The 22221-nt window shown below is 54.7% G+C and carries 15 protein-coding genes; 7 read left to right on the top strand and 8 right to left on the bottom strand.

What is annotated here, in order from left to right:
• Positions 1 to 270 precede the first annotated feature (270 nt).
• Genes BBD41_RS14940 through BBD41_RS14930 form a run of 4 tightly spaced genes read right to left on the bottom strand, consistent with a single transcriptional unit; the run spans position 271 to position 3721 of the window.
• Complete coding sequence (locus BBD41_RS14940; protein WP_077568854.1) at positions 271 to 1572, bottom strand: glycosyltransferase family 2 protein; 1302 nt, start codon at positions 1570 to 1572, stop codon at positions 271 to 273.
• Positions 1565 to 1708, bottom strand: coding sequence for a hypothetical protein (locus BBD41_RS30015; protein WP_167392976.1), 144 nt, complete (start codon positions 1706 to 1708; stop codon positions 1565 to 1567). The genes BBD41_RS14940 and BBD41_RS30015 overlap by 8 nt, the downstream gene beginning before the upstream one ends.
• A gap of 41 nt (positions 1709 to 1749) precedes the next feature.
• Positions 1750 to 2625: a GGDEF domain-containing protein gene (locus BBD41_RS14935; protein WP_077568856.1), complete on the bottom strand. Its 876-nt coding sequence runs from the start codon at positions 2623 to 2625 to the stop codon at positions 1750 to 1752.
• Positions 2615 to 3721, bottom strand: coding sequence for a glycosyl hydrolase family 8 (locus BBD41_RS14930; protein WP_099478023.1), 1107 nt, complete (start codon positions 3719 to 3721; stop codon positions 2615 to 2617). The genes BBD41_RS14935 and BBD41_RS14930 overlap by 11 nt, the downstream gene beginning before the upstream one ends.
• A 255-nt stretch (positions 3722 to 3976) precedes the next feature.
• On the opposite strand from BBD41_RS14930, the gene BBD41_RS14925 reads away from it, so the two are divergent.
• Entirely contained in the window at positions 3977 to 5875 is a 1899-nt protein-coding gene (locus tag BBD41_RS14925) for a ligand-binding sensor domain-containing protein (protein WP_099478022.1), read from the top strand.
• Here the strand turns inward: BBD41_RS14925 and BBD41_RS14920 are convergent.
• The 3 genes from BBD41_RS14920 to BBD41_RS14910 form a co-directional block, all read right to left on the bottom strand.
• Complete coding sequence (locus tag BBD41_RS14920) at positions 5848 to 7236, bottom strand: extracellular solute-binding protein (protein ID WP_077568861.1); 1389 nt, start codon at positions 7234 to 7236, stop codon at positions 5848 to 5850. The two genes, BBD41_RS14925 and BBD41_RS14920, sit on opposite strands and share 28 nt — an antisense overlap.
• Positions 7237 to 7395: 159 nt before the next feature.
• Positions 7396 to 8394 carry a zinc-dependent alcohol dehydrogenase gene (locus BBD41_RS14915; RefSeq protein WP_099478021.1) on the bottom strand — a complete coding sequence of 333 codons (999 nt, stop codon included), beginning with the start codon at positions 8392 to 8394 and terminating at the stop codon, positions 7396 to 7398.
• Between the two features lie 55 nt (positions 8395 to 8449).
• Positions 8450 to 14749, bottom strand: coding sequence for a polysaccharide lyase family 8 super-sandwich domain-containing protein (locus BBD41_RS14910; RefSeq protein WP_162292787.1), 6300 nt, complete (start codon positions 14747 to 14749; stop codon positions 8450 to 8452).
• Between the two features lie 244 nt (positions 14750 to 14993).
• Between BBD41_RS14910 and BBD41_RS14905 the strand changes: the two genes are divergently transcribed.
• The 3 genes from BBD41_RS14905 (at position 14994) to BBD41_RS14895 (ending at position 18505) form a co-directional block, all read left to right on the top strand.
• Positions 14994 to 16604: an extracellular solute-binding protein gene (locus tag BBD41_RS14905; RefSeq protein ID WP_099478019.1), complete on the top strand. Its 1611-nt coding sequence runs from the start codon at positions 14994 to 14996 to the stop codon at positions 16602 to 16604.
• Between the two features lie 81 nt (positions 16605 to 16685).
• Complete coding sequence (locus BBD41_RS14900; protein ID WP_099478018.1) at positions 16686 to 17648, top strand: ABC transporter permease; 963 nt, start codon at positions 16686 to 16688, stop codon at positions 17646 to 17648.
• Complete coding sequence (locus BBD41_RS14895; protein ID WP_007129107.1) at positions 17642 to 18505, top strand: carbohydrate ABC transporter permease; 864 nt, start codon at positions 17642 to 17644, stop codon at positions 18503 to 18505. Before BBD41_RS14900 ends, BBD41_RS14895 begins: the two co-directional genes overlap by 7 nt.
• A 120-nt stretch (positions 18506 to 18625) precedes the next feature.
• On the opposite strand, the gene BBD41_RS14890 is transcribed toward BBD41_RS14895, so the two are convergent.
• Positions 18626 to 19567: a helix-turn-helix transcriptional regulator gene (locus BBD41_RS14890; protein WP_099478017.1), complete on the bottom strand. Its 942-nt coding sequence runs from the start codon at positions 19565 to 19567 to the stop codon at positions 18626 to 18628.
• Positions 19568 to 19693: 126 nt separating this feature from the next.
• On the opposite strand from BBD41_RS14890, the gene BBD41_RS14885 reads away from it, so the two are divergent.
• From BBD41_RS14885 to BBD41_RS14875, 3 genes are all read left to right on the top strand, one after another.
• Positions 19694 to 20416: an alpha/beta fold hydrolase gene (locus BBD41_RS14885; protein WP_099478016.1), complete on the top strand. Its 723-nt coding sequence runs from the start codon at positions 19694 to 19696 to the stop codon at positions 20414 to 20416.
• 368 nt (positions 20417 to 20784) lie between these two features.
• Positions 20785 to 21651, top strand: a complete 867-nt coding sequence (locus BBD41_RS14880; protein ID WP_077568876.1) for a sigma-70 family RNA polymerase sigma factor — start codon at positions 20785 to 20787, stop codon at positions 21649 to 21651.
• Positions 21652 to 21686: 35 nt separating this feature from the next.
• Entirely contained in the window at positions 21687 to 22058 is a 372-nt protein-coding gene (locus BBD41_RS14875) for a DoxX family protein (protein ID WP_077568878.1), read from the top strand.
• The last annotated feature ends 163 nt before the right edge of the window (positions 22059 to 22221 follow it).

Raw genomic sequence — 22221 nt, 5'->3', positions numbered from 1 at the left:
GATTCACGTAAAAGAAAGAAAAATTTGCAGGCCGGAAAGTGGTGCCATTAGCCGCGTCTTGATGTTAGTCCATCGTTGTTTGTGTTTCTAAACCCTGCTCCCCGAATTGCCGGAGAGTATTGATAGGGAATTTTATAAGAGCCTGACCAACCCGGCAGGCTCTTTTTTGCATGGCTTAAGAAGCCTATGTCCCCTCGACTTGCCTGCGCTGACTCCTTCGCGGTTCGCGGCCAACGGCCGAATGGGAAGCGGGTCCGTCAAACGAGACCTTTATCCAAACCGCTGCGTTTTGTACCACTTGGCTTTTCTCCCCGTCACTTTGTCTACGACGAACGAGTAAAGCGCGCGCAAGGAAATGAGCAGAAATAGCTGGGCATACGTGAAATACGATATGCAGGACAGAATAAAGTTTTGGATCGTGCTCTGTCCGACATCGGTTGCCAGCGCCAAATTGATCTGCAGCACAAACAAGTAATACATCAATCCCCAGGCCACCATCAGATAAACGTATACATCATCGGCGAATTGGAACGGCGATACTACGTCCGGATTGAACAGCGCCACGACCCAGTAGGCCACGTTGACGAGGATGATGATATCCGAGACGATAATGGATAACAAAAACCAGAAATAACTCGCCGCGTAGTACAGCACTTGCAGCTTGATCCGCCAGCTCGACCGATTGAACAAATGATGGATGTTATCAACCACGACGGAGAAATTCCCTTTGGCCCATCGTTCCCGCTGCTTCAGGTATACGCTGAGCTGCTCCGGTTCCTGCTGATAAGCTTCCGCCTGCGGAGCCAGGGCGATCAGCTGTCCCCTTGTCATAATCTCGAACGAGATGGCCGTATCCTCCGTGATGGCCTCCGTATCCCAGCCGCCGATCTCGCGCATCAGCTCTGTTTTCACAATAAAATTCGTCCCCGGGATCGTCCCCAGCTTGAACAGCTCCCACAGCCCGGTATGATAGATGCGCTGCGCGGTAACCAGCTCGAGATTAATGCATTTGGAGAGGAAATTCTGCCCGCGGTTCCGGGCCTTATTCCGTCCAAATACCGCTCCGTAGGTTTCCGGGTCTTCCATTGCTTTCTCGATCAGAAAATACAATGCGTTCCGCTCCGGCGCAGCATCCGCGTCGAAAATGCAAATCCATTCATGCTTGGCATACTCCAGCGCATCATTAAGCGCTCCGGACTTGCCGCCCGTTCCCGTACGTTCAAAAATCATGAAATCCCGGTCGCGATACGCTTCCTTGGCTTTCAACGCCCTCAATTTTCCGGCGGTATCATCGCTGCAATTATCGGCAATGACAATAAGCTGCACCTTATCCTTCGGATAATTCAGCCGTAAAATATTCTCCGCCGTTGCCGCGATCACCAGTTCTTCATTGTGCGCAGGAACCATAACGGTTACCTTGGGGAAATGCCCCATCTCTTCCACATCGGGAATGGTCCATTCCCTGCGGCTTTGCCGGAATATGAACCGGATCGCTCCCCCCATAATGAGGATCGACTCTAACACGGCAGCCCAAATGCTGATAATGCAGAACATCAATAATAGGTCAGCCACTGATCTTCCTCCGGTCGTATTTTCGATGTACGCGAACCCGAAGGGTCAGCGTTGCGATGAACAGCCCCAGCACCGCAACGGCAAAAAACAGGCTGACGATTTTGCAAAGCGGAACAAACCACGCCGTATAAGACATCTCGTTTTCCCCTCCTGCTATTTAAATCCAATAGCCATAATCTAGATATATTCACCGATCAAATCGGTCTCGGTATTGCGCTCGAGCGCGGCAATGACGGCATCCGCATCTTCGTATTTACGGAACTGCTCCTTGGCAAACACCAGCGCCCCTGCACGGATCACCAGCTTCAGCTCCCCGCCTTTCCGATCCTGAAACGGCATGTCCATGAGCGCATGCTTGATCCGGTCCGTCAATGCCTTCAGATACTCCTGGTTGGTCATCGGTAGCAGCACGATAAACCTTCCCTCATCAAGCGCGAACTTGTAATCCTCATAGCGAATATGATTCCGTATTCCTTCCGACAAGGAAGCAAGCAGCTGGACGTAGCCCTGTGAACCAAGGGATTCCCGTACCATCGGCAGAAATTCGATTTTAAACATGGCCAGGCAGAAGTTATAGGTATCCGAATAACGATTGGCCAGGTTGGACTGCTTGATCAGCGTTTCTTTAAAGGCCTCCTTATTGCCCAGCGACGTTGCCAAGTCCACTTCCGGGTTCCTTCGCTGCAGCTCTTCCAGCCGCTCCATGAGCCGTTTATTGCGGATCAGCCCGGATTTGATAGACGTGGCCACGGCCACGTTAGCCGGCAGCAGCCACAGCCAGGAGATGGACAGCACATCGACCTCGGCATGCGTTGTAAGCCATACAAAATAAGCGACGATATAAACGAAAATACCGACGACCGAGACCCCTGGCGGGGCTAAAAAGCCCAGCAGCAGAGCCGCAATGCATCCAATGGAGAATCCCAGCTCAAGCAACGTGAAGGATTGATCCCTAAACACATTCCAATAGATCAGCAATTCCTGCAGGATGGCTAATCCGATCAGCAGTACGTATCCCCAGACCATGCGCTGGATGAATCTTTTATTTTCCATGTCCACCTCGTTGAATTGCGTATTCCCCTAATAAAGGAAGCAAGTTATCAAAAATATGCGTATTTCTCCCGAACACGTATCCTCCGGGATATTGGGGATCCCGCCCCTTAAAGGTCTGCAGACGCTCATACAGCTGTTCTGCCAGAGCCTTGTCTCCCATTTGAAGCGCAAACTTGATGGCGAGACCATACACCGACGGAGACTCGTAATTCACCGCGGCCTTTCGGTCGGCGCGTGTATACTGCCCTGCCAATTTCCCCGCCTGCCCGAACTCCTCCTTCAGAAATTGGTGCAGCGGTGCCTGATCCCTTCCCGTTTCTCCGGCATACATCGCGATCAGCAGCTGATCGATCAGATTCACCTTGTCTTCATAGATATACTCCCGCGTCACGACATGAAAGGACTTGGGATAGAATACGCCGTCATCCGGCATGTTTCGAAGCAGGGAATGATATCGAATATAGGTTTCCTGATCCAGGATGCCTTCGTTCTGGAGCCCTTTAAGTGCCGGGAGATCCACATAGGCCAGACTTAGCGTATCGGGCATTTCCTGCCTGGAGAAATCATAGAAATCCACCAGATACCCGTTGTTTTGGGACCTGTTTAGCAAGACTTCCGTAAGCTCCCTGGCCGTCTGCTTCCATTCCGGGTTGCCCTTCTTCCATACCTTGGAACCCTCCAGCAGCGCCCCGATAATCCGCAAATCGTCGCCAAGCGCATTGGTGCTGACCTTCGCCTCCCCCTCGGGACTTAGCTTCCACACAATATAATCGCGGTCGGCGATAAAATAGCGGGTTAACAGGTCATAACTCTTCTCAAACTCGGCCAGATCGCGGCTTTCAATCGCCGCCTGCATCCAAAACCCAAGGGATTCGGAGAGCGCCTCTCGTCCTGCTGCCAGATCAGGATTGACCGATTCCGCCTTCTGTAAATAGGTAGCCAGCGTACCGTTAGCGTTGATCATATTAATCGTGATAAAACGTTTCGTTGGATTGTCCCCTTTGGCTTGCGTAAGGAATCCCCCGATTCCTACAACCGCGCCTAATAATAAGCCAAGTCCTGTCCACAGGACTTTACGTCCATATCGCCATTCCAAACTGCTTAAACCTCCATTCACTGCGGAGCCGCGCCTTGATACAACCCTAAATCCGCACCGGGATTTGCCACTCAAGGATTGTATCACTTCATTCTGAAGAAAAACTGTACATGGGATTGTTCAGGAGGATTCATAGATCTGCAAGGTTGGTATAGTAAGGGGAAATTTTAAAATTAACGCTCGCTTGAAAGGGTTTACATTGCCAGCTCCCTCCCCTAAACTTATCGGTATAACGAAGCGGGGAGAGTGACAAGGATGGGGTTGTTGAAACTGGGGGAGCCGTTGTCGACGTTCAAAATATGCAGCGCGGCTTATCAGCCGATGGAGGACGGCGGATACCGCATTTATACGGTGGCCCAAGGCAAGCCGTGCAGATTCGTTGCGATCGACGCACTGACCGGGCAAATGGTGACCAGCTTGCCGCTTACCGGCTCCAATCACTCCTGGGGCATATGCGTGACAAGCGACGGGTCGGTATATGTAGGCGGCGACGGTTTTCTGTACCGGTACGATCCCCGGTCGGATACCCTTGACCATTTGGGGCAAGCAATCGATGGGGAAATCTATTTCTGGAGAATGGCGGCGGACGAGAGCGGCAATGTATACGGCGGCACATACCCCGGCGGCAAAGTGTTCCAATACCGTCCGGCTGACCGCGCGTTCCGCGATTACGGCACGCTGGTGCCGGGCAATCAATACGCCCGCAGCATGGATATCGGCCCGAACGGAAAATTATATATCGGCACCGGCGCGATGGAAGCCGCGATTATAGAGCTCGACACGGCAACCGGAGAGACTATCAAGCTGCCGATGCCGGAAGGACAGGAAGCAAGCACGTTCGTATACGACCTTGATGTTCACGAAGACAAGCTGTTTGCGCGGTTTACGGAATCGGCGGATCTGCTCGTATACGATCTGACGAAGCGCTGCTGGATCCACCGCATCGATCAAGCGATGGGGCTTGACGTTTCGCCGCCGGGCAAAGACCGGCGCGTCTATTTGTTCTGCGACCAGAAGCTGCACGCCCTCCATCTGGATACGCTCGAGCTGACCCCGTGCCCGCTTGCCCATGACGAGGGCGCTTACGATTTCGGATGGATTGCTTGGCCCGAGCCGGGCTTCCCTGGACAAAGCCTCATCAGCATGTACTCCGGTGGATATTTCATCTATAATCCGGCCACGCATCGTGCCAAACATGTCGAGGTCGAGCTTGACGGCTCCCCGGTCGGCATACAATCCATCGCGCTCGGCGGCGACGGCAAGCTGTATCTCGGCGGTTATTTCGCGGGCGGATTCGCCTCTTACGATCCGGTGACCGGCGCATTCAGTCCCTGCGAGCGTTTCGGCCAATCCGAGAACCTGTTCTGGTTCAAGGACCGGCTGTATCTTGGCGTGTATCCGGGAGCCAGAATTTATCAATACGATCCCGATCAGCCCTGGGAGCATGGCGTCAATCCTCGGCTGCTCTTCTCCCTCAAGCGGCACGGTCAAGACCGGCCGTTCACATTCGCCGCGGCCGGGGACCGGCTTGTCATCGGCACGATCCCCGCTTATGGAAAATTAGGCGGCGCCATCGCATTCTACGACCCGGATTCGGAACAGTATGAATGCTTTGCCGAGCCAGTCCCGGAACATAGCGTTATCGCGCTCTGTTATACGGACGGCTTGGTTATCGGAGGCTCCTCCGCATTCGGCGGCTTGGGCTGCCCGCCTAGCGGGAAAGACGGAACGTTATTCGTATGGGATGGTTCCGTCAAGAAGACGGTATGGGAAGGCGTGCCGGTCCCGGGGGAAAAGGCGGTTGCCGCCCTGGCTCCCGGCGAGAACGGAATGATATGGGGAATGACCACCGGCAGCTTGTTTGCCTTTAACCTGGCCGAGCGCCGAATCGAGCGTATCATCGATCTGTTCCCGCCCTTGAACTGGGAAGGACTCGATTTGTTCTGGAGAGGCGTCTATCTTCAATACGAAGAGAACACCGGCATGCTCTACGGCAACTGTCTGGAGAAGCTGTTCCAATTCGATGTTCGCTCCGGTGAGCTTCAGGTGCTGGCGGAAGGCGGGACGCTGTTTGCGCGGGATTCGGGGAACGGGGGCACCATCTATACGGTAAAAGGAACCGGGCTTTATGAGTATCGCCCGGTCCCATCCTGATTCAATATCGCTTCGATGCCGGCGGCGAGCCTCTCTTTGGTCCGAAGTCCCGACCAATAGAGCTTGCACTCCGACAGCATGTCCTCCAGCTGCTTCAGCGTCAGTCCCGTGTCGGTAAACGTACTGAAGCTCGGAATAATCTCCTTGTACATCTGATAGCGGGTCGGATATACCGTCTGCCCGGTCCATTGCGCCGCCTGCTTATGGGCCGGAATGCTGAACGTCTCCTTCCGTATAACCCGCTGGGCTTCGTCCGATACGAGAAAATCGACCAGCTGTTTGGCCGCCGATTTCACTTTGGAACGTTTATGGATCGCAAGGCCGATCGTAAGGTTTAACGTATTAAAGCTGTTTAAATGAGGAAGCGGAGCGACGTCGAATTCGAAGTCCGCTTCCTTTAGATTGTTAATGGAAAAGTACGTCGTCATGATGATGGATACCTGCTGCTCCTTGAACAGCCGCTCCGCCTCTCCGCTGCTTGCGGACAACAGGAGCGGATATACGCCGGGCTGGTACAAGATGTCCCTTACCTTCTCAATGCCGTCCAGCAGTCTCGTTTCATGAACCCGGTATCGCCCGTCTTCATCTCTTCGGAACACTTCCCCGCTCTGGAGCAGAAACACGATCCACCGGTTCGGACTGAGCAGGTGATAATAAAAGCCGAACCGCTCGTTGTGAATCGCCAGCTTGGAAGCGTTTGCGATCAAGTCGTCCCATGTCCAGCTGCTGTCCGGCTCCGGAAGCTGAAGCGAGGCAAAGTGCTCCCGGTTATAACAAAGAATCACCGGAGAAAAGATGAACGGCTGCGCATATAGCTCGTCCTTATATTGAAAGGCTTTTTTCAAAAAAGGGTACATCTCTTCAAACGGTTCTTGCGGCTCCAGCAATTCTACCGCCTGTTCCTCCAGCAGATCCTGATACAGATACGTGTTCATCATGGCCATGTCGATCATGTCATGGGTCAGCAGATCCCGCACATATCCCCGGGCGTCGCTGATTTGGATCGGCTCTACCCGAATATGCGGATGCCGCTTCTGAAACTCATTCAATAAATAAGGAAGCTCGCCTTGAGAATCGATTATCGGATAATAGCCCAGGCGGATGACGATTTGATCCTCGCTCGAAGGTGCTTTGATGCGGTTGCCGACTCTCGGAATTTTCTCTACCAATCCTTCTTCCACCAATGTGTCCAAGCCTTTGCGGACGGAATTGTTGCTGAGCTGGAACTTCCGGCTTAAATCCAGTTCCGAGGGGAGATACTCCCCTACCGCGTAATGGCCGGCCATAATCTGTTCCCTCAGCGTCCGGATCATCTCTTCCATCCGCGTCCTGAACGTTTTTCTGCTTTGCTTGTCAGACATTCGCCCGACCTCCGATCCCTATTTTCATCAGCATCATACACAAACTGAAGCCCGCTTGCAAGCGCGCCGATGGCTTAGCACACGCGGCCGCCGCTGATATGAAGGCGCAATTGTAAAAAGGCGCCCACAACCGGGCGCCTTCGCTGCGCTGCGTAACAATTAGTACGAGATAACCGCTCCAAGGATTTGGTCCGGTCTGGACGTATAATCCCGATAAATATCCGCGGCATGGATTAACGGCACTTGTGTCGTAATGAGCGATCCTGCTGAAATTCGCCCTTCCGCCAGCAGGCGGATATATTCCTTCATGTTCCGGCCTTCCGTCCATCTGACGAATCCGATCGGATAATCGCGCCCTTCCCTTTCATATTCCGGGTCATACCGCCCCGGTCCGCCGGCCCGGGAAATGACGACGTCCGCTTCCTTCTTGAACATTTGCCCCCGGCTGAATTCCATCACCATATCCCCGACGATGACGATTTTCCCGCGGTCCCGAATCCAATCGAAGCTGCGGTCCAACAGCTCTTTCTGGGCGCCGGATGCGCAGTGAAGGACGGCGTCTGCGCCGATATGGCCCGTCACGCTGCCGATGGCCGCCTCTACCTCCTCGAAGCTTGCGCACACTGTAATGCCCGCGACCTCCTGAAGCGTCTTGCGCCGCTCCTCGTATAGGTCGATGGCAATGACCTTTATGGCGGCAGCATGAGCGATTCGGGCGACCAGCTGGCCGATGACGCCAAGCCCGATGACAACGGCGCATTCGCCGAATACGAGACCCGACTGGCGCAAACCGTGTATGGCAATGGCGCCCAGGCCGGCGGCCGAGGCTTCCTTCAGGCTGACATGGTCTGGAACGGGGGCGATCAAATGCTTGGGCACCAGCAAATATTCGGAATGGTTCACGTACGGTGCGCCGTAGCAAGCCACCTGCTGGCCGACGCGAATATCCGTCACCTCGTCTGCGACCTCCACCGCGATACCGGCTGCGCTGTATCCAAGCTTGCTCTGCGCCCCTCCGCTTCGATGAATGATCGATAATTCCGTGCCCGGGCTTACCATCGAATAGCTGGTTTTCATAAGAACGTGGTTCGGTTTAATGAGCGGCCTCTCGCTCTCAACAATTGTCACCTGCTGTTCATACGTTACGACGCTTTTCATCAGTCTGGTTTCCTCCATTTTTTATCGTTTGATAAGCCAGCTTTCTATCCAACATTCAGGAGTCGAGCAAGGACAAGGCGTCCCGGATCAAAATATCGGCTTCCGCTTCCGCAATATGCTTGCCTCTCTGGGCCTCGACTTGATGCAGGAACGCCTGCAGCTCCCCGCTGCCTAACTTCCGGCGAAGGCTGTTCGCAATCCCGCCGTTATCAATCGCGCCCGATGCTTCAAACAGGTCGACCAAGCGGCTGAGCACCGCCGCGCTCGTTTCCGTATGAAAGACCACTTCGGCTTGACTCGAATTGCCCGCCATATCGCTTCCGCTGACCACAAGCGTATGAGGGCCGGGCTCGAGCAGATACAGTGGAACGCTCTCATCCGAAGCGATCGGCCGGCCGTCAAGCAGCAAGGCGGTGCGCGAGCTGTCCGGGCCGGATCCCTCATCATGCGTGATCACCTGCAGCTTGAGCACTTCGTCATTCGCGTAAACCGCTCCGGTCACCACGTTGGTCTGAACGCTCGGCGGGGTTCGATCAATCCGGAATGCCGCCTCGCGCTTCGCTTCCATATGTCCGGCCAGGTCCACCGCGCGATAGATCAGATGGTATTCCCCGTCCGACTCGAATGCCAATTCGGCGCTGTCCCTCCCCGCGGTCAGCCATTCCGCGCCGCCGTTCAGGCTGTATTCGATCCGGCTTACGCCTGACCCTTCGTCGGTGGCACTCAGCTTGATGCTTACAGGAGACACATACCAGCCGTTCGCTCCGTCAGGGGCTTCAGGAAGCATGGTCATCACCGTAACCGGAGCCTTCGAGTCGGTAATTGCCCTCACAACCACTTCAACCTCAGGTGCCTGAACGGGTATCCCGCCCGGCAGTAATAGCACCTCCCCTGCATGCAGACGCAGCGAGCCCGCAGCCTCTTCCGCAGCCTCCTTCATGCGGAAATTCAAGACAGCCGCTCCGGCGCTCCCGTCCGCGTCGCCGCTGCGGTTCCAAGTGAGGATCAGCCGGCCGGGCATTCCTTCTTGTACGGTATAGGCCTGACCCGACCCCTCCTCGGCTGATCCTTCATAGTCAAACAGCGTCTCGTCATAAACAAGCACTGCCCGTTCCGTCCGCACGTCCAATCCGGGGCTGCCGGCTTTCGGTTCAAGCGTCGCCTGGAACTGCTCCCCGCTTCTTACCTCTTCCGGGGCGGCGAGCGTCAGGCCCGGCATATTCTCAGGGCTGGGATGGTTTGCACGGTCCTCCTCCGAAATGACCCGGACATTATCGAGAAGCAGCGTTCCCGTCAAGGCGTTGCTGAAAAATTGCAGCTTATCGATGCCCATGCTGTCTGGATTACGGAAGGCGAAGCCGTCTGCAGCGAGCGTACCGTTGATATACAGATCGTAGGTTCTCGACTCCGTATCGGCCGCCATTCTCATGTGATACCACTGCCCCGCTTCATATGGCATCAGCGTCCGAGCCGATGCGCCGTCGTAGGCATGAATCGTACCGTTGTTCACAAACAGGATGACCGCGGTGTCGCGGCCTGCGGCATCCTTGATGTACGGCGCGCCGAAGGTCTGGTCGGTCTGCTCCGGTCTGACCCAATACTCCACGGTCACCTCGCCTTCTAATGAATCGAACGCTCGGATCGCTGCCGTCTGGCCTGCCTTCGTATTGCGGAGGCTCAAGCTGCGGTTATCCACGCTCGGAATATCCGCGAGCGATACTTCCCCTCCGGTCTGATTCAGCTGCCAGCCGGAAGGCGCTTCGCTTCCGATGATGTTGAAGCTATCGTTCACCGTATAATCGAACGCCGTTTCCGAAGTAAGGATTAGCCCTGCTTCATCCTGCTGGGTCCGGATCGATACGCCGTTTGGCAGCAGATAAAGCTCGGAAGAGAACAGCCGGAGTATCGTTTCCGTAGATCCGGGCGCTTCCTTCACCCGGAAGTTCAGTGCCGGGAGACTCTCGCTGGCCTCAGCATGGGCGCCGTTGGTCCAGGTGATAATTAGCTCGCCCGTTCCGGTGTTGAACACATCGTATACCGCATTCGGATCACCTGCCGCCAGCCCTTCGAACTCCAATACATCCTCGTCATAGCCCAGCACCAGCCGCTCCGGCAATACCCGGTATCCCAGCGTCAGGAGATCGAGCTTCACCTGCACGGCCTCGCCTGGTCCTGCTTCTTCCGGCGCGACCAGGGCGATGGAAGGACTGGCTCCCGGCGGAGGAGCTTCAAACTCGTCTTCTTCCGAAATAACGCGAACGTTATCGATATGCATGGCTCCGGCCGAAGCGTTGCTGAAGAAGAGGAGCCGGCTGACGCGGCCGCTGCTCGTATTGCGGTATCCGAAGTCGTCTGCGGCCAATTGGCCGTTAACGTATAAATCGTAGGTTTTGGCGCTCGGGTCGAGCTCAACCCGCATGTGATACCATTTTCCCGCCTGATAAGGGGTTACCACCGTCGATGTTGCTCCGTTGAACGCCGTAATATTGCCGCTGTTATTAAACAGGATAATCGCGATATCCCGATTGCCGGCATCACGGATATAGGGCGCGCCGAACGTCTGATTGCTCTGCTCGGGCTTCAGCCAGAACTCGATGGCCGCGCGGCCGTCGGGAGCATCGAATAATCTGGTGGCCGAAGTCGATCCCGCGCCCGTATTGTGAATCGTCAAGCTTCGGTTGGCCTCGCTCGGCATATCGGACAGCCCGATGGTACCGCCGGTCGGACTCAGCGCCCAGCCAACCAGCGATTCCGCATCCGCCGCATTAAAATGGTCGCTCACCGTGTAAGGCGGCAGCACCGCGGCCGAAGCATCGCTGTTCTGTTTGTCCTGCGGCGAGGGTGCCGGCTCCATCCGATTCGCGAGTCCTGCCGCTATATCATCGATGAGAAACTGCCCTCCGGTACCGGCCGCAAACCGGATTCCGTCAACCGCTGTCTGCGGCGGCATGCCCAGTCTTGCGGCTTTCCTTGCCTCGTCAATGTACACGTCGTAGCTGCCGGCCTGCGTGTCGATGACCAGCTTCACCTTATACCAGGTATCCGCAGCGTAAGCCTGCAGATTGGCAACCGAGGAGCCGTCGCTGGCCGTCATCCGTCCCTTGCCGTTCATCGAAATGCGTATTGCCTGCGATTCCCCGGCAGCAGGCAGCAAATCGATGTGCAGCGGCACAGAGGCTTGCTCCGCTCGAATCCTTAACTGCGCATAAAGCAAGCCCTCTTGGGCTTCAAACTCAATGCCCGCCGTTAATCCTTCAGAGCCTGCTGCCAGCCGCAGCTCCCGGTCATTCATTGCGCCCGGCTGCTCCCAGACGATTGCCGACCCGCCCTCCGGCTCGGCCGTCCACCCCGGAGGCCGCTCGCCCGGAGCAGTCGCGTCGAATGGCTCGTCAAGCGCCGCCGTCACTGCTTCGCCGTAAGCCGGCTCCTCGGGCGGAACCGGACCCCCGGATGCGAAGCTTCCCTCAATGACAAGCTGCGGAGCACCGTAGGAATGCTCCTTGCTGTGAAGCGCCATGTTGACTCCTTCGTAATCCGCGCCCGTTACGACAAGGGTCGCTGTTCGATCGCCCGCCAATTGACCGCGAACGTACTCGGTTACATCCCACTCGTAATACTGCTCCATACCGTTAATCCATACCGAATCCAGCGGTCCGGTCTCTTCAGCAGGCGCGTTCAGCCATGTCATATCCTGTTCATCCCAGCCGTCACCGGCGCCTAGCACGTTCAGCACCGCGGACTTGCCTTCCGGATTAAAGGTCTTCGCGCGCAACACGGCCCTGTTTACCGTCTCCACCGAAGTCAGGTCGAACTTCATGTATGCCTTCCGGTTGTTCCTAACGTCACCGTCGTCCTTAGCCGACATGGTCGATGCCGATCCGAACGCCTCTGCCGCTTCATCCCCGTTGTGAACAGATGCATCCGCAACCGGGGATAACGCAAGTCTTGGCGGCGTTTCTACGCCTGCCTTCGAGAACGTGATCGACTGCGTCCGTCCCAGGGTTCCTCCTGTCTGAACGGCCAGCTTGATTGTCGGCGACATGCTCAGCACTTTAATGGACGGATCGGAAGCTACGACACCGGCGGCGGCCCGGTGAATTTCCACCTCAATGATTCCCCGGTTCTCTTGCGTCGGGTCGGATACGGCAACCTCCAATTCGTCCCCCGTTTCCCGCACCGCTACCGCGGACTTCTTATCCACCGTAATCAACTGATCGACCGTGCGTTTCACGTCTTCCCAGAACAAAGCCGCTGTCAGCTGCAATCGATTCTCCCTTACCGCATGAACATAATCGTCCTGCTCCAGAATCGTCACGTCCTGCTGCGCCGAATAATCGGCCACTTCACCGGCCGTACGGTTCGGAAGCAGCGTATAAGCATACGAGCCGCCCGCCGGGCTTTTACCGTGATCGAACCATAGGTTCAGGAATCGGTTCTTATACACGGTCGGGTCCGTCGCCTGGTTGGACACTTCGCCCCAAGTGCCGCTTCGCTCCTCCCGGAGCGCGTGCACCGTTGTTCCTTCGATCGGAAATACGTACCCGGTGCCGGCACTGCCCGCAGGTCCCTCAAGATGAATATGCCGGACATGCTCCATCGCTGCGCTCCAGCCTAGCGACGATGGCTGAAGTTGTCCGTTGACGGTGAGCGCCTGCCCTCCGTCCCCGCTCAGTTTGCGGTTCTCGATCATGGTCTCGATCGTCCGACCATCCGTGCTGTTGATGTCTGAACCGAGCGCCACAATCTCGTTATCGAAGGCAAACCAAGACTTTTTGGCGCTCAGCGTCGTCCGGTACCCCTCCAGCTCCATGCCCGAAGCGCCGAATTCGCCCGATATTTCCACGCCGCCGACCCAGCTTTTGGTGCTCAGCTTGTTACTGTCCATCTCCGGACGGTCGTATTCCGCGTCTACGGTGATGCCCGGAAGCCGCTTCATATTCACCGTCGCCCAATAATTGTTGTTATACTGCAGATCATCATCATCGTAGAGATAGGTCATCCCGGACGACGTATACCACCCCTTCTTGTTCTCTCCGTTCACCGTCTCAAAATCGTAAATCCGGTTCGAAAACATGCTCAGGCCGAATGCATAGCCAGGCCGCTGCTGAACGGCACGGTCCATGCCGGCATATTGCATGTAGACCGGCTGGACCGCCGCGGGAATGGTCGCGTCCTGCACAATTCTGTTCACGCGAAGCAGCATCGGGATCGACGCGGTGCTGCGGTAATCAAGCTGGTCCTTACCCAGGACCCAAGCCTTGATCGCCTGTTTGTACACGGACGCCCGTTCCGGCTCCGCGAACTCGCTTAGGATCAGCAAAGAATCGATCAGCTTGTTGCCTTGGACGTGATCGCTCGCCCCTTGCCTTGCAGTCGATCTCCCGTTCACCATATCCATCAGCCGCCCGTTATAGACGAGCGGAAGATAGCCGTCGTCCGTCCATTGGTATACATTCTCCACCCTTGGATCGGACAGCTCCCAGGACGAGCCGTCCAGCAAGTACATTAACGTAATTAATATGCTGTACTGCTCCAATCCGTAGGTTCCGTTATACGCGTGCCTGTCATGGGAGATAAAGGAGCCGTCTCTGTACCAGCCGTTCCCTTCTTGAACATAGGGAAAGATCAGCGCTTCATAATCGCTCAGCCGGTCCCGGACGAGCGCCAGCCTGCTGCCGTCCTTCACCAGTATGCCGCGAAGCGCGATGGGCAGGGATTCCGACAGCCGATTCGCTCCATAAGAAGGAACCACGGACAGCGCGTACGTCGTCGGGTCATTCGCGAACCGGTGGACAGCGTCCATATAATGGTCCACCCGTTCAGGTCCGAGCTGCTCGTACAGCAGTGTTGTAATATTGCTTAGAACGGTCGGTACGTTAATTTCCCAATGATGGTAGTTGACCTTCCAGTCCAGCCGCTCGTTGTACTGATTCTCGTATACCCAGTCCAAGCCTCCAATCAGATCGCTCAGCAATGCCGCGTCGCCGTACAGCTCCGAACCTTTCGTGCTGTACGCCAGCGCCATTCGGTACAGCCGCTTATAATTCTCATAAATATAAGACGAGCTGGGGAATTTGGCTTCTACCGCATCTTCCCACAAGTACGTTCTGCCGGGCTCCTTGTTCATGCTGTCCCAAGCGGATTGCCCGCCTGCCGAAATCGAATCGATGCGGGCCTGAACAGCGGGATCCTGAACCGGAAGCTCATACATATCCCCGCCGGTAAGATAATTGCGCCACTTCGCCCTTAACCGGTCGAACTCATCCCCGCCCGCTCCCGAGCCGGCAGCTGCAGGCTCTGCAAGCATGAACACCATCGCCACCATGAGCATCATTGCAATCGCGCGTTTCATCATGCACCTCCCAATTAGTTCTTGACAGACCATTACGTTATGCATATTATCTAATTGACAACTACATTCTAATAAACATTTGAAAACGCTGTCAACAATTAAATTAACCGCCATACTGCATTATATCTAATTCATAATTAGTTTTCATCCTTTTTTGTTGAGAGTGCCTTACCACATATAGAAGCAAGACGTCTCTCATGCAATGGGCTTCAATGAAGACCGCCAGATTAAAAAAGGAGGAGCATTTATGTCAAAAAAGATGTTTTCTGCAGCACTGGTTTTGACGCTTCTAATCTCGCTTCTTGCAGCATGCAGCGGGAACGGCAGCGGGAATAACCCGCCTGCCGCCGGTTCCGACGGATCGCCTGCGCCGGCCGGCTCCGGCGGCGGGCAAGCGGCGACCGCCGATTACGGCGATACTGGAGGTCTTGCCCTCCCTCTCGTCGATAAACCGACCACGATTAAGATGCTTGTCGTCAGCGACTCTACCAAGCTGAACGAGAAGTGGGCCGTCCAAGAGCTGGAAAGGCGAACCGGCGTTAAGGTCAACCTCGAATTTTACTCCACCGCCACGTTCAAAGAAAAGCTGAATTTCATTCTGGCTTCCGGGGATTTACCGGATATTATTCACGGCCCTTCGCTCGCGGAGCTCAACGACCTCGGCGGCAAAGGCGCTTTCGCCGCCATCAACGATTACCTCGACCAGCTGCCCAACTTCAAGGCACTTTACGTAGACAATCCGGAGAACAATTGGGTCATGAAGTCTTACTCCGATGAGAAGGGAAATCTGTACACATGGCCGACTTACGGCATCAACCGCGAAGTGAATCACGGCTTCCTGTACCGCAAAGACATTTTCGACAAGCATAATATCCCGCTTTGGACCAATCAGGACGAATTTTATCAGGCGCTGAAGAAGCTGAAGGAATTGTATCCGAACTCCGTCCCGTACTCTTCCAAGACGCAGGCCAACATCTTCCGGGATTGGGGACACAGCTGGGGGCTCAGCGGTTACCCGAACAATTATGACGAGGAAACGAAGCAATGGGAGTTCTCGTTCACCCAGCCGGAGTTTAAAGAAATGCTGGATTTCATGAAGAAGCTTTATAATGAGGGACTGCTTGATCCGGAGTTTATGACCGATACGTCCGCCAACTGGACTGCCAAGATGACCAGCAACAATTCATTTGTCACCTATGACTGGATCGGCCGTCTCGACATGTTCGCAACCCAAGCGAAAGACGCCATTCCGGACTATGATCTCCGGTACGGCAATCCGATCGGCCCATCCGGCAAAACGCTCAGCCTGCCGACAATCGCGACGTTCGGCCATGCGGTGGCAAAGAACAAAAACACCGAAGTCTCCATGAAGCTCCTGGATTATTTGACAAGCCCGTCCGGCGCAGAGCTGATGACGGTGGGCCAGGAAGGCGTCAACTATGAGCTTGACGAGAACGGCAGACCTGTCTATCCGGAGCTGAAGGACCTTGAGCTCGTTGATATTAAAGCGCTTGAGGATAAATACGGCTTGTGGACGCAAGGCTTCTATGTCCGCACCGATTCCCGCAGCGTGTACTATAACTTCACCGAGAAAGAGCAGGAAGCGCAGGATATGATGAAGGATAAGAAGCTTGCGCTTGATCCGGTCCTGAAATTTACCGACGAGGAGACCTCCACGATCGCGGAGCTCACCCAAGCGCTGCAAAAGGCGGGCGAGGAATTCAGCGCGAAATACGTCTTAACCGCTTCCCACGGTCAGGCGGAATGGGATGCGTGGCTTCAGCAAGCAAAGAAACTCGGCGAAGATGAGTTCGTCGGTGCGTATAATGCGGCGCAAGCGCGTTATGATGCCGAGTAAGGAGAGCTAGAAGATGACCGAGAGACCGTACCCCCTCCCTTCATTGGGCGTACGGTCCTATTTGTTCAAGGAGGTATGTCGATGAATCCGAAGATGAGCGCAGGTGAAGCCGGGCCGTCCAGAGCCAAACCGTCCTGGTTGATCTCCCAGCTTCAGCACATGAAGAGAGACCGGCAGTTTTTGCTGATGCTGCTCCCTTGTATCGTGTTTTACATTTTGTTCCGTTACGGCCCTATTTACGGGCTCATTATCGCGTTCAAAGACTACAGCGTGTTTGAAGGCATTCTAGGCAGTGAATGGGTTGGCCTCGAGCATTTTCGCACCTTTTTCAGCAGCAACGACTTCTGGCTCTTGTTCAAAAACACCCTGCTCCTCGGGCTGTACAGCTTACTGTGGGGATTTCCGTTCCCGATCCTGTTCGCCATCCTATTGAACGAAGTGCGCAACAAGCGCTTTAAAAAGTCGGTGCAAACGTTCAGCTATCTGCCCGCGTTCCTGTCCATCGTCATCATCTGCAGCATGGTTATCGACTTCCTGTCGCCAGGACGCGGTCTGTTCAATCAATTCCTGCAATGGATCGGGCTCGAGAAAATCTATTTCATGATCGCGCCCGAATGGTTTAGAACGATCTATGTCGCCTCGGATATTTGGGCCTCGATGGGGTATGAAGCGATCATCTATCTTGCCGCCATTGCCGGCATTAACCCGTCCCTGTACGAAGCCGCCAAGGTGGACGGCGCGAAGCGCTGGCATCTGATGCGCTACATTACGTTTCCTTCGCTATTGCCGACCATCCTTGTCCTATTTATCCTGAAGGCGGGCTCCATGTTCCGAATCGGCTTCGAAAAAGTGCTCCTTCTGTATAACCCGATGACGTACGAGGTGGCGGACGTATTCTCGACGTATGTCTATCGAAAAGGTTTGATTGAGCGCGACTACAGCTTCGCAGCCGCCGTGGGGATTTTTGAAGCCTTGATCGCTTTGATCATGCTCGTTGCCGCAAATCTGATCAGCAGAAGAATGGGGGGCAAAAGCTTATGGTAGGAGAAAAAAGATGGAGTCTGTTCACGATCTTCAACACGCTCATCTTATCCGCTGTAGCGGTCGCCACGCTGTATCCGGTCATTTATATTATCGCTATCTCGTTCAGTGAATCCTCGGCGATTGCGCAAGGCAAAGTGTTTCTGTGGCCGGTAGGCTTTAATCTCGATGCGTATCGCTATATCTTCTCGGAGGACCGGATTCCTTCGGCCTATTTGAACACCATCTTGTATACGGCGCTCGGCACGCTCATAAATCTCGTCATGACCGCCGTCGCTGCATACCCGCTCTCCCGTCCCGGTTTGTTCTGGCGGAAGTTCTTTGTTATCGGCATCGTCCTGACAATGTTCCTGAACGGGGGCATGATTCCGACCTACTTGGTCGTCGACAAGCTGGGTCTTCTGAACAGCATCTGGGCCATCGTCCTTCCAAACGCCATCTGGACGATGGAGCTGCTTATTTTGAAGAGCTTCTATGAGAATATGTCCGAATCGCTGCGGGAATCGGCCATTTTGGACGGCGCGACGGAGTTTCGCATTTTATGGAGCATTATCATCCCGCTGTCGAAGCCGGCGCTTGCGTCGATCGGACTGTTCTATTTCATGGGGCACTGGAACAGCTACTTTCTCCCCATGATTTATCTGAATGACGTGGACAAATACCCCTTGCAGGTCGTGCTCAGGGATATGCTGATTCTGCAGTATGCGGAGGAATCACAGGTGGAAGGAACGAAAGCGCTGATGCCGGACGCGGTGAAGAACGCCACCATCTTCATCTCCATGATTCCCGTGCTGCTGATTTATCCGTTCGCCCAAAAGTATTTCGCCAAAGGCGTCATGCTTGGTTCGGAGAAGGGATGACGCCCGCGTTAAAACAAAACGCCCTTTCGCTTCCCTCAGGTTACACCGGCGGCGAAAGGGCGTATTCTTTTTCGGATGCTCCACAGTCGTCAAACTTGCTGGATTTTTCTGAAATAATGCTTAGCTATACAAGGAACGCATAGCTTCAGCTTTTTCCTGAATGTACGTGACCGCTTCAACCGGCCCCTTAATCTTGACCTCGCTCCCGAGATTCCAGATCAAGTCTACATAGAAACGTAAATCCTCCGCGGCAATCTGAATGGCTGCCGTTCCGCTTCCGTCTTCGTTGCGCTGTATACTCGGGGCAAACCGGGGATTGGATTCCAGAAGCCATACTCCCTTCTTGGTGATCTCGATATGCAGCACCGTTTGCTCCAGATGGCCTTTCTCCGGCTTATTCATCAGCGTCATCTTCCGGATCTCATCCCGGGGAGGGACCGATGGGTTGAGCGCTGCCGACAGGATCCGATCCGCCCTGAATTGACGGATATCCCCCCGCTCAAAACAATAAGCCGGGCAATACCAATAACCCGAGCTCGTGTAGAGGCCGATCGGCTGAATATCCCGCTTGGCCGCCCCGCTGCTGGAGTTGTACTCCATGGTGACCACTCCGCCTATCATGATGGCCTGCATCAGGGTTTCAAGAATCCCCCGAGCCATTGAACGGTACGGACTCCATAACATGATTCGCCCGTCCAGCCGATCGATCTGCTCTTTGATATCGGCAGGCAGATAATGATAGAACTTTTGCAGTGCGGACCCGGCCCCCTCGCCAAATGGCAGGGAGCCGAAGTAGTCCAGTGACTGGCACGCGAAGAACATCGCAATGGCCTCGCTTTCCGACAGGCTGATGGGCGGCAGCATCCTGTCTTGAAGCAGCTTGTACCCTCCCCCTCTCCCCTGAATGGAATAGATCGGGATGCCGAGCTCGGACAGCTCCTGCAAATCACGGGTAATTGTTCGAGTAGACAGCCCAAATTCATCGGCAAGCTCTCGAACGGTAAATGACTTTTTCGCATTAATCATCATAATCAGTTGAATGAGACGCTGCGACTTTTGCATGAGTCACCTTCTCTTCGAAGTTTTTTTCATTATAGCATTTAAATAAGACATGATTTGTCTTATTTACGTGATACGATGTTCACAAATAGCACGCAGGATATCAACCTGTGAGGGGAGTTAATTTATATGAAGAAGAACACCAACGAAGAGATCGGTTTTGTATTTATCCATGGAGCGGGATTGGAGGGCCGAATCTGGAGTAACGTTGCGGAGGGATTGGCTCAGCCTTCTTTACTCCTCGATTTTCCGCTCAGGAAAGGCCCGGTCGATTCAAGAAGCGACTTGGCTTTAGAGGATTATGTCAGCCATATGGAACATCAAGTAAGTCAATGGGGCATCCAGCGGTTTGTGATCGTCGCACATTCACTCGGAGGCGTTCTAGCCCTAAAGCTCGCTTCCAAATTCTCTGATCGATTGGCCGGCTTTGTCGCGGTGGGGGCAGCGATCCCTAAGAACGGCGGTTCATTCGTGTCGGTTCTTCCTTTCCCTAAACGAATGCTCATAACAGCCATATTGCGCAAATGGGGTACCAAACCGCCGGAATCCGTCATCTGCGCCGGCTTATGCAATGACCTGTCAGAGGAACAAACGGCGGGGCTCGTGCAAGGGTTCGTTCCCGAGGCCATACGCGTATACACAGACCGGGCTCAGGCGACCGTCCCGGCTGTGCCGAAGCTGTACGTCAAGCTGACGAAGGACAAGGAATTCCCTTCTTCCCTGCAAAATAAAATGATCTCGCATCTATCCCCGCATTCCGTTGAACAACTGGAATCCGGCCACTTGCCGATGCTCAGCAAGCCGGGAGATTTGCAGCGCATTCTGCAATCCTTCCTGGGTCGTATCGCTTAATTGAAACGATATCCGAAGAAGTAGTACAGAAAAAGGCTGCCAGCGTGCTGGCAGCCTTTAGGCATCGATTCCGGGTCCTTTTAGGCATAGAAACTTGGTACCGCTCTCCTTTTAAAACATTTAAGCTGCTTGATTTGGCACCTCCCAAATATTGCTTCTGGTTTCGTAATATTAAAGATAAAGTGTAAGCATAGAGGCGAGTCCAGCCCCCGGGCATCAAGCAGCTATGCCGAATGTTGAAGTCTCCACGAAAAGGAGCTTCGCTCAGCTTTGTTTGATGCGGTGGGCATCATTATTTTTCAATCTGTCACATCAGCACGTTTCCATACGTCAATCCAATGAGAGCTTATTGAAGGGAGATTATTACGATGACCGACACCAATTGGCTGACAGATCAATTTGAAGCCCATCGGTCCCATCTTCGATCGGTTGCTTACCGAATACTCGGAAGCTGGAGCGAGGCGGAGGATGCCGTCCAGGAGTCGTGGTTTCGATTGAACCGCTCGGAGACGGATGCGATCGAGAATATCGGGGGATGGCTGACAACCGTTGTGTCCCGAGTGTGCCTTGACATGCTGCGTTCCCGAAAGGCACGGCGCGAAGAATCCATGGAGGCTTATGAAATCGGAACATCCACCGATCATGAAGCTGGAGGTGACCCGGAACGGGAGGCGTTACTGGCTGATTCGATCGGTCTGGCGCTGCTCGTGGTGCTCGGCACCTTGAGCGCCGATGAGCGGGTTGCTTTCGTGCTGCATGACATTTTTGCCATCCCCTATGCGGAGATTGCCCCTATTATAGGCTGCTCGGAGGCCGCAGCGAGGCAAATGGCCAGCCGTGCGCGCCGCCGCATACAAGGAGCGAAGACTTCTTCCAAGACGGACCTCTCCATTCAGAGGAGACTCGTTGATTCCTTCCTGGCGGCGGCGCGGAGCGGCGATCTCGACGCATTGCTTCAGGTCCTCAACCCGGAAGTCGTGCTGCGCAGCGATCGCGAGAACGCTCCGAAAGAAGTCCGCGGTACCCATGCCGTGGCCGAGCAGCTGATGTGGGGACGCGCCAAAGCGGCACGTCCGGCTCTCGTCAACGGAGAGGTCGGCGTCGTTATTTCGCCTGGGGGGCAATTGCTCCTCGTGTTGGCTATCGACTATGCGGACGGGAAGATCAACGGAATCGATGTGATCTCCGATCCCGAACGCCTAAAGGAACTGGACTTGGTCACGTTGAGCGAGTAAAGGCTTTTCATTCTATTTTATATGGAGGGATTTGCATGATCCTGTTCTCGATCGTACTTCAGAGCTTACTTGTGGCGTATTATCTATTCTCGGGCACGGCCAAAATCATCGGAGCCAAGTACTGGGCCGAGATCTTTGCCCACCTCGGGCTCTCCCAGAGGTTTCGCGTTGTTACCGGCATCGTTCAATTAGTCGGAGCTGCTGCGCTCATCGCCGGCTATTGGTATGGCTGGGCAACCGCTTGGGCCGGCGTGTGGCTTGGCATCACGATGCTGGTCGCATGCCTTGTGCATCTCAAGGCTCGGGACTCCTTCGGAAAAACAGCACCTGCCCTCGTATTCGCTGCGTTGAATATCATCGTCCTATCCATCAACGCAAACGAGCTGACTAATATTTTCATTTTCTGAATGAGCCGGTTTACCCAAGATAACATAATGCTGAACGAGCCTGTTCCAAGTTCGCTGTAACGAAAAGGCACCTCCTTCGAGGTGCCGATTCATCCCTATGTAAATAAGAAAAAAATCGCGTCCTCCAAGGGAGAACGCGATCTGAAGCAGCTTGATTCCGTGT

Source organism: Paenibacillus ihbetae, assembly GCF_002741055.1.
Classification (GTDB): Bacteria; Bacillota; Bacilli; order Paenibacillales; family Paenibacillaceae; genus Paenibacillus_AQ; species Paenibacillus_AQ ihbetae.
Note: the sequence above shows the minus strand (reverse complement) of the source record. Positions and strands in the feature narration are given on the sequence as shown.